Annotated in this window: 10 protein-coding genes, 1 tRNA gene and 1 pseudogene; 5 read left to right on the top strand and 7 right to left on the bottom strand. The window is 64.5% G+C overall.

All coding sequences use genetic code 11. The features are described from left to right. Positions 1-258: 258 nt before the first annotated feature. Together dapD and BL8807_RS01115 are read right to left on the bottom strand one after the other, a co-directional pair. A complete protein-coding gene (dapD, locus tag BL8807_RS01120) occupies positions 259-1,248 on the bottom strand; it encodes a 2,3,4,5-tetrahydropyridine-2,6-dicarboxylate N-succinyltransferase (protein ID WP_072725828.1) in 990 nt (329 codons plus the stop codon). Positions 1,249-1,384: 136 nt separating this feature from the next. Then, a complete protein-coding gene (locus BL8807_RS01115; RefSeq protein WP_072725830.1) occupies positions 1,385-2,539 on the bottom strand; it encodes a helix-turn-helix transcriptional regulator in 1,155 nt (384 codons plus the stop codon). Positions 2,540-2,659: 120 nt separating this feature from the next. Here BL8807_RS01115 and BL8807_RS01110 point away from each other — a divergent pair, with 120 nt between their 5' ends. Both BL8807_RS01110 and BL8807_RS01105 read left to right on the top strand, forming a co-directional pair. Continuing rightward, a complete protein-coding gene (locus tag BL8807_RS01110) occupies positions 2,660-6,730 on the top strand; it encodes a DEAD/DEAH box helicase (protein WP_072725833.1) in 4,071 nt (1,356 codons plus the stop codon). Between the two features lie 137 nt (positions 6,731-6,867). Next, positions 6,868-7,263: pseudogene (locus tag BL8807_RS01105) on the top strand (very short patch repair endonuclease); the annotation flags it as partial. A gap of 156 nt (positions 7,264-7,419) precedes the next feature. On the opposite strand, the gene BL8807_RS01100 reads toward BL8807_RS01105, so the two are convergent. Beyond that, complete coding sequence (locus tag BL8807_RS01100; protein ID WP_072725834.1) at positions 7,420-8,475, bottom strand: Gfo/Idh/MocA family protein; 1,056 nt, start codon at positions 8,473-8,475, stop codon at positions 7,420-7,422. 282 nt (positions 8,476-8,757) lie between these two features. On the opposite strand from BL8807_RS01100, the gene BL8807_RS01095 reads away from it, so the two are divergent. Together BL8807_RS01095 and BL8807_RS01090 are read left to right on the top strand one after the other, a co-directional pair. Next, positions 8,758-9,924 carry an aminotransferase class I/II-fold pyridoxal phosphate-dependent enzyme gene (locus BL8807_RS01095; protein ID WP_072725935.1) on the top strand — a complete coding sequence of 389 codons (1,167 nt, stop codon included), beginning with the start codon at positions 8,758-8,760 and terminating at the stop codon, positions 9,922-9,924. 270 nt (positions 9,925-10,194) lie between these two features. Then, a complete protein-coding gene (locus tag BL8807_RS01090) occupies positions 10,195-11,103 on the top strand; it encodes a cation transporter (RefSeq protein WP_072725835.1) in 909 nt (302 codons plus the stop codon). Between the two features lie 11 nt (positions 11,104-11,114). On the opposite strand, the gene BL8807_RS01085 is transcribed toward BL8807_RS01090, so the two are convergent. From BL8807_RS01085 to BL8807_RS01070, 4 genes are all read right to left on the bottom strand, one after another. Next, positions 11,115-11,936: an ABC transporter permease subunit gene (locus BL8807_RS01085; RefSeq protein ID WP_072725836.1), complete on the bottom strand. Its 822-nt coding sequence runs from the start codon at positions 11,934-11,936 to the stop codon at positions 11,115-11,117. Then, on the bottom strand, positions 11,933-12,736 hold the full coding sequence (locus tag BL8807_RS01080; protein ID WP_072725837.1) for an ABC transporter permease subunit: 804 nt from the start codon (positions 12,734-12,736) through the stop codon (positions 11,933-11,935). The genes BL8807_RS01085 and BL8807_RS01080 overlap by 4 nt, the downstream gene beginning before the upstream one ends. Then, the gene (locus BL8807_RS01075; protein WP_226847398.1) at positions 12,733-13,779 is read right to left on the bottom strand and encodes an ABC transporter ATP-binding protein; all 1,047 of its coding nucleotides are present in this window, start codon (positions 13,777-13,779) and stop codon (positions 12,733-12,735) included. The genes BL8807_RS01080 and BL8807_RS01075 overlap by 4 nt, the downstream gene beginning before the upstream one ends. Before the next feature lie 104 nt (positions 13,780-13,883). Beyond that, entirely contained in the window at positions 13,884-14,906 is a 1,023-nt protein-coding gene (locus tag BL8807_RS01070) for an endonuclease/exonuclease/phosphatase family protein (RefSeq protein WP_072725838.1), read from the bottom strand. 297 nt (positions 14,907-15,203) lie between these two features. On the opposite strand from BL8807_RS01070, the gene BL8807_RS01065 reads away from it, so the two are divergent. Continuing rightward, positions 15,204-15,279, top strand: a tRNA-Arg gene (locus BL8807_RS01065). Positions 15,280-15,375 lie beyond the last annotated feature (96 nt).

Here is a 15,375-nt window from a genome sequence, read left to right as displayed (position 1 = left end):
TATTTCGCCATTCCGTGTTGTCGTCTTTATCCGACGGGTGCCAACTGGAGGCTCCAAGTGCCAACTGGATAAACGGCGTGAAATCGAAACGCATGTAGGATTCCTCTGCGTTGGCAGGAATCCTGGACGACGCGCAAGACGGTGTTGGAACGTCAACGTCAAATGGCTCGGGTCCTGGTCAATCATGCGTCACGCATGATTGACCAGGACCCGAGCCATTTACGATAACGGCTGCATAAGAACTAAGAACTGAAGTTCTTAGTTCTTATGCAGCTGCTCGTTGAGCTCGATGCCCGTTTTGCGGTGACGGGCCTCGATACCGCCGGTCAGCGAGTTGCGCAGGAACAGGATGTTGTTCTTGCCGCTCAGATCCGAGCCCTTGACGACCTCAAGCGGCTCGCCGGCCTCGACCTTGGCCTTGTCGTAGATGGTGATCTTGGTGCCGGCGGTCACATACAGACCGGCCTCCACCACGCAGTTGTCACCCAGAGAGATGCCGATGCCGGCGTTCGCGCCGAGCAGCGAATGCTCGCCGATCGTGTTGCGCAGCTTGCCGCCGCCGGAGAGCGTGCCCATAATCGAGGCGCCTCCGCCGATGTCGGAGCCGTCGCCCACGACCACGCCTTGGGAGATGCGCCCCTCCACCATGGAGACGCCCAGCGTGCCGGCGTTGAAATTCACGAAGCCGGCGTGCATCACGGTGGTGCCTTCGGACAGGTAGGCGCCGAGGCGCACGCGGTCGGCGTCGGCGATGCGCACGCCGGTGGGCACCACATAATCGGCCATGCGCGGAATCTTGTCGATCGCCAGCACACTCACATCCGCTCGGGGCAGACCGGAGGCTGTCTGCGTGGCGGCGGCCATCACGTCGAGTCTGCGCAGCGTGAAGTCCGGCACGGCGAACGGGCCGAAATTGGTCCACACCACGTTGGTGAGCTTGCCGAAGATGCCGTCGAGGTTCATCGTGTTCGGCTTGACCAGACGCATGCTCAGCAGGTGCAGGCGCAGGTAGGCGTCGGCGGCGTCCACAATCGGCTCGTCCAGAGCGCTGATGGTGAACACGGGGATGCGGCGCACGCCGCGCACATCGGTTTCGACGTGGACCATCGCATCGAACTGATGGTTCGGACGTGAGCCTTCGGCCGGCGCCTCGCCGAGCGTCAGCTTCGGGTACCAGACGTCCAGGGTGTTGCCGGCAGCGTCCACGCTCGCCAGGCCCCAGCCCCATGCCATGCGTTCATTGCTCATATTCGCTCCTTGTGTGTGCAGGGCAATTTTCAACTCCACCTTAGCGGCAGGTGCGCCGTAACCGCGCCGATGGCGGAAACGTCGCGTCGGCCGCCGGCGCGTACCGTGCCGCGATCGCGGACGTATGGCCCTCTCCTCAGGCCGTATCGTCGGCCTGGCGGCGGGATTCGCCGCGGTCACTGGCTTGCGGGGGGTTGGACCCCTGACGGTACGCCTTGATCAACGTGGTCCCCGCCTGGTACAGCCGTTGTTTGAGACTGTCGGGGCCGGCCACGATCACGGAGCCGTTCCACGAGTATTGCAACGCCCACCAGAACACGGCCCTCTCCGGCGCTTCGACGGCGACGACGTATTCGCGTCCCTCCGGCGACTCGTCGGATGTGTCGCTGTGCCGTTCGGTGACCGTGGGCTCGTCGAACCATTCGAACACGTTGTTCAACATCGACTGTCCGCGGACGACCATATGGATCGTAACGGGATCGTCCGTCACGGGGTAGGGGCGGTGGCGCATGAAATCCACCGCGTCGAAGCCCTCGGGCATGGGATTCCTCATGGCGATCCGCCCGCCGTGCAGGTCCACCTCGGCGATGCGGTCGACCACGAAGGTGCGCAGGCCGGGCCTGTCATGCAGCCGGCAGATCAGATAGTATCGTCCGTTCTTGTACACCATCTGGTACGGGTCGGCCGTGTAGACGGCCGGTTCGTCGCCTTCTCCCGCCGGGGCGGAACGGCTCACATGAGGCACCAGGGAGCCATCCGGCGCGTAGTCGCGATATGCGAAGGTGACCGCGCACCGCTCCTCGATCGCCTGGTTGAGTTGGTCGATGGTGTAGAGGAATTCGCCGTTCATATGCGCGTAGCTGGAGACGTGTTCCAGATGCGCGATGCCGTCGCCGGCAGCTCCCGCCAGATCGCGGATTTTGCCGACCAGTTCGCCCAACGCTTCGGGGTCGATTCTCGACAAGGTGAGACTGTCGGCCAGCAGACGCATCTGCGGCGCGGTGAGGAACGCGTCCATATACCAGCCCGGCTGCGGGTCGGCGCATTCGATGTCGGACAGTTCCTCCGCGCCCACGCGGTCGACGCGGCGTCCGAGAAAGCCGTTGGCACGCAGGTTGGCCAGTTGGTTGCGCACGGTTTTCTCCGTGGGCAGGGCGTCCGTGCCCGGATGCATGCGGGCGAGTTCGTCGAGAATCTGCCGCACGCTCAGCCCATGGCCGAAATACGTATGCCGCCACAACACCTCGGCCACATCGATGGAGGTGTTGCCGGCGTAGGTTTTACGCGTCATAGATGCAAGGCTACTCGCCCGCCTCGGCTTTGCGGAACGCTTGGTGCGCGTGTTGCATGGGTTGCGGTGGGCGGCGGCTAAGATGGGGAATCCGGTATTCGTTTGCGGGCAAGGAGCCATATGGACGGCATCACAGGAGTGTTCGGGCATGTGCCCGAGGATCCCTTCGCCGATGATTCCGACAGAGGCGAAAACCGCAGCAAGGGGAGTCGAGGCCGTTCCTGGCGTGCCGTCCATACGGAAGGCGAGCTGGACGATTTGGACGAATTCGGCGGCTTCGACGATCTGGGCGACGCATACCCATACGGCGGTTCCGACGATGTCGATGATGCCGACAATCCCTTCGCCAACTCCTTCGTCCCGTCCCGCGCGTCCCGCGTCTTTGGTTCGTCGGGCACACGTTTCGCGGATCTTACGGAGCCCCCGGATCATGCCGCCGTGCCGATTGCGGCGTTGAAATCCGATATGGAGAGCTCCGTCTCCCATGCGGTGTTGGAGCGCGCGCACGGCATAGCGCGTCGAAGCGGGAGCATGCTGGTCGATCCCTCGTACCGTGAGAACCGGCACACCGGCTACGGCGAGCTCGACGCGGTCGTCCGCGGCACGACCAGCCCCTCCGACTGTTATGACACCAACGTGCAATTCGATCTTCGCGACGGTGAGATGTCCGGCGGCAGCTGCACATGCCCCGCCTACCATCGTGGCTACGGCATCTGCAAGCATATGGCCGCCGTGGTGCTCGCCTTCAGCGACGATCCGCGGCTGTTCGAGGGCTACGAAGCCGGTCAGGTCCGCCCCTCCAGAGCGCTGCTGGCGTATATGGAACGTGAGGACGACCGTGAGGCGCGCGCCCGTCGGGCCCGACGCGAGGCCTTGCTCGCGCGTCTCGACTCGGCGTCGGGCGGTCGCGCGTCATCCGCCCGACGTGACGCCGGCCGGGCCTATGGGAATCACGGCCGATCCTCCACGTCGCCGCGGGCCTTGACGTTCGAATCCGACACCGTCGCGCCCGGAGAGGTCCACCTGCATCCGATTTTGAGTTTCATCGACGGCGTGTGGAGCGTGGAATTCCTCATCGGCGCGCCGTCCAACGGTTCGTCGTATGTGCTCAAATCGATTCCCCGGCTGGTGGGCGACCTGCGCGACGGCGCCTACGCGCAATACGGCAAGAAACTCGCCTTCACCCATACGTCGAATATGTTCGACGCCGAATCGCGTGGGATTATGCGCTGGCTTTCCACGGCGATGTCCGCGCGGCAGGCCGCTGAACGGCAGGACCGGTATTACGGGCATATCCCCATCGACCGGCATCTGACGCTCGGCGAGCCGGAGGTCGCCGCGCTGCTGCGCCTGTGCGAGGGCGGAGGAGTCGGACTGATTCTGGACACATGGTTCCACAATCAGCCGTCCAGCGTGTGGGTGGATGGTTCACAGGCGCAGCTGGCGCTGACGGTGCGTCGGCGTGATTCGCGGGTGTATGGCGACGACGCCGGCTATCTGCTTATCAGCGCGCCCGCGGTGGAGACGGTGGTCCGCGGCGATGATGACGACTGGCTGCTGCTCGCCTCAGAAGAGCCGGTGGGGTATGCGGCCGCGTTGACGTTGCAGGACCGCCGTCTTATGGAGACCCGCCGCAAACCCGCGTCGGGATGCCGGTTCATGCGCTGCCCCAAACGCGTGCGTCCGCTGTCCGCGCTGATCGGAGAGCTTTTCGAACCCGACGGCGAGGGCCAGCCGATTCCCGGCGACGACGTGCCGCTGTTCGCCCGCACGTTGCTGCCGCGGCTGATTGAAGCGGGCCTGGTCGACGAGGGGGAGATGCCGCATGAGCTCGCCGAACTACGTCCGGTCGAGTGCGTGGGCGAGTTCTATCTCGACCGTGACGAGCATGGCGTGCTGTGCGAGGTCAAAGCCCGTTACGGCGATGCCCGCATATCGTTGATGCCTGCGGCTTCCGGCGAATCCGTGCACGTCGGGCGCGACTATGACGCGGAACGGCTGCTGTTGGACGCGGCCTGTGAGTTCTTCGCCATGCCGTCCGTCGCCGGCGCGCGGGGCGGGGCGCGGAAGGGGCATCGTCGTGAGTTCGGACGGCCCGTGCCGTCACGCGCGCGCGAACCGCATACCGCATATATCGACCGCGACGACACGACGCAGCTTATCCGCCTGTTCGACGAGGGGCTTGCGACCTTGCGGTCCGTGGGCGCCGTCTACACCACGCCGGCATTCGACCGACTGCTCGCGCCCAAACCGCCAAGCGTCAAGGTCGGCCTGTCCATCAAGGGCAATCTCGTGGAGATCTCGCCCATCGCCGACGAGGTGCCGCCGGATGAGGTGGGCTCGCTGCTCGCCTCCTACCGTCGCCGCCAGCGCTACCACCAATTGTCCGACGGCACGCTGGTCAACCTGCGGGGCGCGCGGCTGGAGGCCATGGACCGCATCGCCGACGAGCTGGGGCTTGATGAGAAGCAGCTCAACTCCGGCCTGATCGAACTGCCCGGGCATCAGGCCTTCCTATTGGACGGCGAACTGCCCGACGACGGCTCCGACGCGGTCAAGGACGCCGCCTTCCAGGAGTATGTGGACGACCTGCGCGTCATCGATCCCAGTCGATATGAGGTGCCGGAAACGTTGGCCGCCGTGCTGCGGCCATACCAGGCTGAAGGCTACCGTTGGCTGCGCACCCTGTGCGACAAGGGATTCGGCGGCATCCTCGCCGATGAGATGGGCTTGGGCAAATCCGTGCAGCTGATCGCGTTGCTGGCGGCGCGCTCGCAGGAGAAGGACGGGCGGGATCCCTCGGCTTCGCTCGGGATGACGGAGACGGTGTCGTCCGGGATGACGGAATCGGTGTCGCTGATCGTCTGTCCGGCCTCGCTGGTCTACAACTGGGCCGCCGAATTCGTCAAATTCGCGCCCGGCATCGACGCGCGCACGGTGGCCGGCAGCAAAGCCGAACGCCGCGCCGCCATCGCACGGGCCTTCGAAGAACGGCCGCGGGGCGCGTCGAGCGTCGTGCTGATCACCTCGTACGATTTGCTGCGCCGCGACGTGGAGGAATACACGAAGTCCGGCCGCCGATTCGACGTGATGGCGCTTGACGAGGCGCAATACATCAAAAACCACACCACACAGGTCGCCAAGGCGGTGAAATCCGTCGCGGCCGACCATCGGTTCGCGCTTACCGGCACGCCGATCGAGAACAGGCTGAGCGAATTGTGGAGCATCTTCGATTTCCTGATGCCCGGGCTGCTCGGCTCCTACAAGCGCTTCCACGAGCGCTACGAGCTGCCGATCGCCAATGGACGCGCGGCCGACGCCAGCACCGCCGAAGGGCGCGCCGCGGCCGAAGTCAATCCCGAATCCGCCCGCGTGGCCCGCCGCCTGCAATCGTTGGTGGGCGTGTTCATCAAACGCCGGCTCAAATCCCAGGTGCTCACCGACCTGCCCGACAAACTCGAATCCGTGGTCACCGTGCGGCTTGCCGGAGAACAGCGCAAACTCTACGCCGCCCACGAGCAGCGTCTGCGCATGCAGTTGGAGCACAGCGATTCCGCCGATTTCAACACCTCCAAAATCCGCATCCTCGCCGAGCTCACCAAACTGCGGCAGATCTGCTGCGATCCGCGCCTGCTGTACGACGACGCCAAAGACCAGTCGGCCAAACTCGCCGCCATCGAGGAGCTGGTGGCCAACTGCATGGACGAAGGCAAGAAGGTGTTGGTGTTCTCGCAGTTCACCAGCTTCCTGGAGATGATCGCCGCGCGTTTCGACGCGCATGGCATCAGGCATTACTCCATCACCGGCGCCACGCCGAAGAAGCGCCGCTTGGAGCTGGTCGACCGTTTCAACGGGGACGACACCCCGGCGTTCCTGATCTCGCTGAAGGCCGGCAACACCGGATTGAATCTCGTGGGTGCCAGCGTGGTGGTGCACGCCGACCCTTGGTGGAACGCCGCCGCGCAGGACCAGGCCACCGACCGCGCGCATCGCATCGGGCAGACCCAAGATGTGAGCGTGTACCAAGTGGTGGCGGAAGACACCATCGAAGAGCGCATTCTGGAGCTGCAACATACGAAAAGCGAGCTCGCGCGCCAGTTCACCGACGCCTCCTCGCTCGGTTCGGACGCGGCTGGCGTCGCCTCCATCGCCTCCCTCACCAAGGACGACCTGCTCGACCTGCTGGGCTGACGCGATGAGCCGTCGTAATCGAGGGAGGAATTTGCTCACACGCATGAGCAGGTGCCGCCCTCACCGTGGTATAGGCTGTGAGGGTGGCACGAGGGCAGCAAACGGAGAAATACGAGCGGGGCACGCGTTCGTACACGATGTCGCGCATCCGGGGCAAGGACACCTCGATTGAGGTGATGGTGCGCCGTTACCTGTTCTCCCGCGGCCTGCGGTTCCGTAAGAACGACAAACGGTATCCGGGGCATCCCGATGTGGTGCTGCCGCGCTGGCACACCATCGTGTTCGTCAACGGATGCTTCTGGCATATGCACGACGATTGCCCCAAAGGCGTGCGCAATCCCAAATCCAACGTGGAGTTCTGGAGCGCGAAACTGCTGCGCAACCGCGAACGGGACAGGATGCAACGGGCCCAACTCGAGGCGGACGGATGGCATGTCATCACCGTTTGGGAGTGCGAATTGACGAAAGCCGCCCGCGAGGAGCGGCTTGAGCGTCTGTATGAGCAGATCGTCGGCGGTCCGGCCGATGATGCCACCGGCGACAGCGGCACGGCCGTATCTGATGACGTCAAGTCAAACGGCGTCACACCGGTCGGGGACGCATCGGCCGGGCCCATACCAAGCGAGACTTCGCCGGGTGACGTCGTCGTGCCCAATACGACGACGCCACCCGACACGTCTCGGTGACGCTCAGTCCTCGAACGGGAACCTCAGACCCCAGCGCATGCGAATCGAATCCATCAGCTCCATGATGCGCACCGTGTCCTTATGCGGCATGGCCTCGCATTCGGTTTTGCCGTCGATCAACGCGTTCGCCGCGTCGGCCACCTCGTATTCGTAGCCGGTGAGCTGCTCGGGCACGTCGACATGGCGTGCCAGCCGATGGTCCGCGCCATACACGTCGATGCCTTCCGGATTGTTGATGTTATGCACCACCAGATATCCCTCGGTGCCCCACACGTAGCCTCCGCGGTCGGAGGCGACGACCATCGAGCTGGCGGAAACGGCCATCACGCCGTCGTCGTAGACCAGCGTGGTGGAGTTCTGCGCGTCCACACCGGACTCATGCGCCACCATGGAGGTGTCCATATGGTCGATCGCGCGGCCATGGTCGGCGCCCACCGCCATATCGATGAAATTCAACGGATACACGCCCACGTCGAGCAGCGCTCCGCCGGCCGTGTTCGGATCGGTCATACGCGCCTTATCGGACACCGGATAGCACAGATTGGCGCTTACGGACTTCACCTCGCCGATCTCGCCCGAGCCGAGGATCTCATTGATGATCCGGCGGCTGGGCATGTACCGCGTCCAGATCGCCTCCGCGCACAGCATGCCGGTCTCGCGGGCCACGTCCAGCGTTTCGCGGGCCTGGTCGGCGTTCGCGGTGAACGACTTCTCCACCAGCACGTTCTTGCCGGCCTTCATGCATAGGATCGCCTGTTCGGCGTGCAGACTGTGCGGCGTGGCGATATACACCAGATCCACGGCCGGGTCGGCGACCAGATCCTCATACGAGCCGTACGCCTGATCGAATCCCCATTGGTCGGCGAAAGCCCGCGCGCGGCCCAAGTCGCGGGCCGCCACCGCATACGGGTGGATCAGGTCCGCATAGCGGGGGTCTGCGGCCATTTTGACCAACGTGTCGGCCATGGTGTGCGCGATGCGTCCCGCGCCCAGAATGGCCACGTTCACCTTCTCGTCATTGGTGTCGAATGCTGCGCGGGTGCCGTTCAGCCTGCTCATGGTTCTCCTTCGAACGTCGATGTTGGTTCGTCGTACCTCAGTATACGGTTCCGCCCGTGCATCGGGAGGCGCGCCGTCCCGCCTGGGATGTCAGGACGGAGGTGCCGTTTCTTTTCATCGCGCTGGCGCAGGCGTGGGCGGAGTCGAAGCATCTCGGCGGGGAGGGGATGCAATGTCCCGAATCGCGGTTACAACGACATTATGGAAAGCGCAGCACAGCAGCAGTCTCAGCCCTCCGGTTCCGCCAAGGCGTCCGGCGGCGGCCCGTCCCCGATGCCCGCGATGTCGCGGCGCGCGGCGGAATCCAACCCCTTCCGCGCGATGGTGTTCGGCGAAAAGGCCGACCGCATGATCGCGGACGGCGTCGACGTGATCAAACTCAGCCTCGGCGAGCCCGACTTCGGCGCGCCGCCCGCCGTACGCGACGCGATGCGCGAGCAATACGACGGACGCGCCCTGCCCTACACCGCGGCCATGGGGCTGCCCGAACTCAGGCGCGCCATCGCCGACTTCTACCACGAACGGCACGCGCTCGACATCGACCCCAAACGCATCGTCATCACCGCGGGAGGCTCGGCCGCGCTGCTGCTCGCCACCGCGCTGACCGTCGACCCCGGCGACGACGTGATGGTCGCCGACCCCTCGTACCCATGCAACCGCGAACTCGTGCGCTCCTTCGAAGGCAACGTCGTGGACGTGCCGACCAGCGCCGCGACCCGCTTCCATCTGACGGACGAACTCGTCGAACGGTATTGGACCGAACGCACCAAAGCCGTGATGATCACCTCGCCTTCGAATCCGACCGGCACCACCATCGGCTTCGACATGCTCTCCCGCGTCTGCGCGCTGGCCGCCGGCCGCGGCGCATGGCGCATTGTGGACGAGACCTACCTCGATCTGGCCGACCGCGAGCCGGACGGCACCAAGGTGCGTTCCGTGCTCGCCTGCGATCCGGACGCCATCGTGTGCAACAGCTTCTCCAAATTCTTCGGCATGACCGGATGGCGGCTCGGCTGGGCCATCATGCCCGACGACGACGCCGTGCTCACCGCGGTCGACGATCTGGCCACCAACTACTACCTGTGCGCGCATACGCCCACCCAACACGCGGCGCTCGCCTGCTTCACCCCCGACAGCCTCGCCGAATGCGAGCGCCGGCGTCGGGAACTGCTCGCCCGCCGCGCCATCGTGGTCGAGGGACTCAAGCGCATCGGGCTGCCGGTGGAGGTGGAGCCGAACGGCGCGTTCTACGCCTACTTCAACGTCTCCTCGACCGGAATGGACGCGTGGACCTTCTGCGAGCGCGCGTTGGCGGACGCGCATGTGGCGCTGACCCCCGGCCGTGATTTCGGCGCGGCCACCGCCGACACGCATGTGCGTCTGTCGTATGCCGCTTCGCGCGAGGCGCTGGAGGAAGGGCTGGAGCGGCTGGGGAGGTTTGTGGGGTGAGGTCGTCGTCGCACGGTCGCATCGGGCGATAAGTCCCGTGCGACCCTTTTTCGGGGCGCAAACGAACAGGTTTCGACTGAAATGGCTGTATTCCGCCAGACCGCGTAACATGCGCGTGTTTGTTTCTGTGCGGAAAAGTCGCACGGGCGTCGGTCGGGTGGTGCTTCGTGCGACCTCACGTCTCCGCCCCGCGCTGAATGCGCGGCGGCATCCGCGTATTGCCGCTAGCATGGGATTCGAGCCGCCCCGACGACGAAAGCGAGGTGGTGGATGCTCAATCAGAAACGTGTGGAACAGCGTGCGCTCGGCGTGGGTATCGCATGCAATGCGGTGATGGGCGCCGCGGGTCTGACGGTGTTCTTCATTACCGGTATGGAGGCGATTTTCCTAGATGGCGTGTTCACCGTCATCGCGCTGATCTCCGGGCTGGTGGCGCTGGTCGTCTCGTCGCGCAGCGCGCGCACCACAGACCGGTTCCCCAACGGATTTTTCGCGTTGGAACCACTGTATGCGATCGTCAAGGCGGTGCTGACCCTGTCGCTGCTCGCTTTCTCCACCATCAACGTCACGCAGGCGGCCATTGAGTATTGGCGGTTCGGCATAGGCGACCCATTGGTGCTCGGTCCGGTGGTCTGGTACGAGCTGGTGATGGTGGCGATCTGCGTGGGGATGGTGCTGTTCTACCGCTATGAGAACGCTCGCATCCATGGTGCCAGCACCATGCTCGACGCGGAGGCGCGCACCACGCTGGTCGACGGCATGGTTTCCGGCGGCATCGGCGTGGCCGCGCTGGCCCTCAGTTTCGTGCCGTTGGATTCGCCGCTCGGATGGCTCAACTACACCGGTGATTTCTTCATCACCATCGCTTTGGTGGCGATTTCGCTCAAGGAGCCGCTGACCGTGCTGCGCGACGGATTCGTCGAATTGATCGGAGGCCGCGTCATCGACGAGGACACCAACGAGCGCATCGAGCGTGAGGCGCGTGCGCATCTGCCCGGAGGCACCCGTTTCGACCACGTCCACGTGTTCAAACAAGGCATGAGCTACACGGTCGACGTGTACCTGCTGTGCGAGAACGACACGATGAACGTCAGCCACGTCAACAGCCGCAAACAGGAGCTGGAATCCGCGCTGCGCTCCCGGTTCCCCAACGTCGACGTGAACTTCGTGTTCGACTGATCCGCACGGAATCATTCGACTAGGTCGCGTTTGGCGAACGCCGTGTACGCGGCGGCCAACGCGGCCGCGACCAATGCCGCCGCCAACAGCGTGAATGGAAGGGAGACGGTGCCGTCCAATAGTTCGACGGGCGGCCAGTAGCGCATGGGGGAGCATAGTCGGGCGATCAGGGACACTCCGGCATGGTCCGGGAACATATCGTAGACGACCGCGGCCAGATAGCACAGCACCACCGCGCCACCACCGATCAACGCCGCCCGTTCCATACGTCGGCAGCAGGCGGCCAGCACGGCTCCCAATGCGCAGAACACCAGCGCGGTCAGAGCGGTCCATGCGGTGAATGCCGCGAACAGCTTCCATGGAATGGCGTCGGCGGTGGAGGGTCCGTCCATCAGGGCATAGCCGGCGGCGGACGACAGCAGATTCACCGCGCAGAACACGATGACGCACGCCAGCGCCGCCACGAGCTTTGCGGTGAGAATCGACGCGCGCGAGCGTGGGCGTGTGAACAGGAACTCGCATGTGCCGTCGGCGATCTCGCGGGCCACGGCGCCATGCCCCAATTGCACGCCGTACGCCGCTGCCATAATGCCGATATAGAACATGAGCACGGCGTAGAACCCCGGGAATGTGGCCACATTCAGTCCGGAAATCCCCAGCACCGCCAGCACGACGGAAGGAAAGGCGTCGATCACCTGCTGGGTGGCCTCGACCCCGCCGTCGGCGAAGCCGGAGAACTTCATCACGCCGACGATATCGAGGAACGCCAGCGTCACGGACCATACCGCCAGCGCTTTGGCGTTGGCCTTCAAATCGATGACGAACACATTCATCGCGCGCGCACGTCCTTTCGCACAAACAGAACCCAGGACACGGCGAAGCAGCACACGGCCACCGCGGCGGCGGCGACCAGCCAGCCGGTTTCGAACCGTCCCTCGCCCAGCGCCGTGTCTTGGGAGAAATACAGGAACGGCGCGATCGCGCGCCAGGAGTCCTCGCCGGTCAGTCCCGGAAGCGAGGCCGTGGCGAATCCCATAACGCCCAATCCCGTGGCGATGCCAGGCACCGAACGGACGCGGCGCAACGCCACGCCGAGCAGCGCGCCGAACGCAAGGAACACCACAGCGACCCCGGGAACGGCGAGCGAGGCCACGGCGAGATGCCCGGCCTCGACGCCGGCCCCGTCATCCACGGCCGTCGCCACCAGTTGCAGCGCACCCACATACAGCGCTCCGACCACGGCCACGCCGGTCAGGCAAGCGAACAGTTTGGCCGCGAACACACCGCCGCGTCCCACCGGCATCGTGAGTAGAAAATCCAGGGTTTTCGCGCGACGCTCCCGTGAGAACGACCCCAACCCCCACGAGCCTGCCGCGATGGCGGCGATCAGGGCGAGATACAGGTAACTGAACCGGTAGAATCCGGCGAATGTGAAGATATCGTCGCTGACGCCGAACGCCGCCGCGAATTGGGGCGGGAAGTCGTCGAGTATCGCCATGACCTGTGGTTTGGCGTCGCGGTAGATCGGATAGGCGCCGCCGACGAACAACACCAGCAGTCCCAGCAAGGCGACGGCCGCCACGGCGAAACCCCGCGCGAGCGAACGCAATTCGAAAAGGAACACATGGATCATCGCGCGGCCTCGCCAGGCTCGCAGGCGGAGCGTTCGTCGGTGTAGTAATGCATGAACACCTCTTCGAGCGTCGGCTCGGTGATCTCCACATCGGCAAGATCGAACGACGCGAGATGTCCGATCAGCCGGTTCGCTTCGCCCTCGAACAGGAACGTCGCCATGGCGGCCTGCTGCGGGGCGGATCGCCGTATATCGGATTGTCCGGTGCCGGTCGGGGTCGAGGCGTCTCCTCGGCTTTCGAGGATCTCAAACGAACGCACTCCGGGCAACGCGGCGAGACGGCCGATGTCGGAGGAGACCGAGGAACCGTTTGGGGAAGGCATCATCAGACGCACTTGTTTGACCGATGCCCGCCGCATCTCCTCGATGGCCCGCACGGCGATGATGCGGCCGTCTTTGATGATGGCCACGCGGTCGCAGATGCGCTGCACCTCGCTGAGGATATGGCTGGAGAACAGGATGGTGGCGCCGCGGTCGGCCTCTTCGCGAATCACATCGAAGAACGTGCGCTGCATCAGCGGATCGAGACCGCTGGTCGGCTCGTCAAGCATGATGACCTCGGGGGAGTGCAGCAGACCTTGGATGATGCCCACCTTTTTGCGGTTGCCAAGGCTCATATCCTCGATTCTGCGGTTCAGGTCCAGATCGAGTCGTTCGGCGAGTTCGCGAATGCGTCCGGCGCAGTCCCGCTCCGGATGGAAACTGGCCGCGTAGGCCAGCAGATCCTTGGCCCGCATGCCGTCGTAGTAGAACACCTCGCTGGGCAGATATCCCACATGGTGCATGATGTCGACGTGGTCGCGTTCGATGTCGAGGCCGAGCACGCGCGCCTGTCCGGAGGTTTTGCGGATCAGCCCCAAGAGGGTGCGTATGGTGGTGGATTTGCCCGCGCCGTTCGGGCCGATGAATCCGAAGATCTCGCCTGGGTATACCGTGAAGCTGACGTCGTCGATGCCGCGGGCCGCGCCGTAGCGTTTGGTCAGATGGTCGATTTCGATGGCCGGAGGTCGGCTGGATGATGGCTGGGCGATGGATGCGGTCACGGTGGACTCCTTTGGCTGCCCGATGAGACGCCTCCAGTCTAGCCGCCCAGGCGTTAGGAATCCGTTTGGACGGCCGCACCGCGTGTGTTGCGCCGCGCCCCGCTCTACCGCACCGCGACGGTCGCCAGCAGGGCCGCGTGGTCCGATCCGGTGACTTCCACCGTCTGGCATTGGCCTGCCGTCATGCCCTGGTCGAGCACCACATGGTCGATGCCGGCGAAGGCGGGCAGATACGGGCGGTCCATGGGCCAAGTGAAGGTGAATCCGTGTCCGGACTGGCGGGCCGCGTCCGTGAATCGGTCGCCGAGGAAGTTGCGGAATGGCGTGTGGTCGTAGGTGGCGTTGAAATCGCCCATGAATATGTATCGTGTGTCGGTGTCGGCTCGCATCAGGGCGAGTTCGTCCAGCGAGCGTTTCCACTGGGCCCAATAGCCGGGAACCGGGGCGGTGGTATGCACGGAGACGAAGCGCACCGCGGTGCCGGCGAAGTCCACCGTGCCGCCCGGCATGAATGAGGCGCTGGAATTCACATCGTCGTCGGCCGGATCGGATTGCGGCGCGGCCGACCAGATGCCGTTGCCGTACACGCCGTCGGACGAGGAGACGTTGGCGTACGGCAGGTAATATTCGATGCCCGCCTCGTTCAGGCGCTCCACGAAATCGTCGGTCGTCTCCTGCAGAGCCAGCACCTCGATGCGCTGGTCTCGCACCAGATCGACGATCTCCTGCGCGTCGGCCTGTCCTTTGTAGACGTTGAGCGTCATCACTCGCGCGTAGGCGTCCGAGGTGTCGGCCGAGGCCGAGGCCACCGCTTGCTGCGCCTCGTCGGGCAGTGTGGCGGATGGTTGAAAGAACGGCAACTGCCAGTAGACGTTCAATCCGATGGAAGCGATGGCGATCAGCGCCACAACCACACGACGGGAGACGATGGCGAGCAGCAGCGCGAGTAACGCCAATAGCGTGAACCACGGCGTGGCGGAGACGACGACCGGCACATAGGGGAGTTCCTGCAGGTCGGCGGGAAGCTCGCGCGCGGCCGTGCCCAGCAGCGCCGCGACGGCGAAGATTCCGGCGAACGCGCCGAGAATACGATGACGTCTCCTGCCTTTGCCAGCCGATCTTGCCATTTATGCCTCCTGTCTGTCGTCGAATCGTGTGCGTGACCGCGAACTGCCACCTTAACGCATGGGGCTTGGCGCGCGCACTCGTTCGCCGGGCTGATTCGCCGGTTTGCACCAAACCGGCACGAACTGTTCGATGGGCGCGCTGGAGGGCGGAGAACAAGTGTGCCCCAGATAGGAATCGAACCTACGACACCACCTTTAGAAAGGAGCGCCCTTTGTGTTTGCATCATTGTTCCGGCAACATCGGCTGCGACAATTGGTCGAATCAGGTGCGAAACGCGTGTACAATATCAACTCGTTGCCCCAGTAGCTCAGTGGATAGAGCACATCTCTCCTAAAGATGGTGTCGCAGGTTCGATTCCTGTCTGGGGCACCATTCCTTCGACATGTCAACGGCCGAGCCCGCCGGTGCGTTGTCTGGAAAAGCGTGCCGCTTTGCTGTACGGTTGGGGCATTCACAGTGAACGACGGG

It is taken from the genome of Bifidobacterium lemurum, from assembly GCF_014898175.1.
Lineage (GTDB): Bacteria > Actinomycetota > Actinomycetes > Actinomycetales > Bifidobacteriaceae > Bifidobacterium > Bifidobacterium lemurum.
The sequence above is the reverse complement of the archived record's forward strand: the minus strand, read 5'-3'. Positions and strand labels throughout refer to the sequence as shown.

Coding starts and splice junctions, on each gene's coding strand:
- dapD (WP_072725828.1), bottom strand. CDS start 1,248: ATGAGCAATGAACGCATGGCATGGGGCTGGGGCCTGGCGAGCGTGGAC.
- BL8807_RS01115 (WP_072725830.1), bottom strand. CDS start 2,539: ATGACGCGTAAAACCTACGCCGGCAACACCTCCATCGATGTGGCCGAG.
- BL8807_RS01110 (WP_072725833.1), top strand. CDS start 2,660: ATGGACGGCATCACAGGAGTGTTCGGGCATGTGCCCGAGGATCCCTTC.
- BL8807_RS01100 (WP_072725834.1), bottom strand. CDS start 8,475: ATGAGCAGGCTGAACGGCACCCGCGCAGCATTCGACACCAATGACGAG.
- BL8807_RS01095 (WP_072725935.1), top strand. CDS start 8,758: ATGTCGCGGCGCGCGGCGGAATCCAACCCCTTCCGCGCGATGGTGTTC.
- BL8807_RS01090 (WP_072725835.1), top strand. CDS start 10,195: ATGCTCAATCAGAAACGTGTGGAACAGCGTGCGCTCGGCGTGGGTATC.
- BL8807_RS01085 (WP_072725836.1), bottom strand. CDS start 11,936: ATGAATGTGTTCGTCATCGATTTGAAGGCCAACGCCAAAGCGCTGGCG.
- BL8807_RS01080 (WP_072725837.1), bottom strand. CDS start 12,736: ATGATCCATGTGTTCCTTTTCGAATTGCGTTCGCTCGCGCGGGGTTTC.
- BL8807_RS01070 (WP_072725838.1), bottom strand. CDS start 14,906: ATGGCAAGATCGGCTGGCAAAGGCAGGAGACGTCATCGTATTCTCGGC.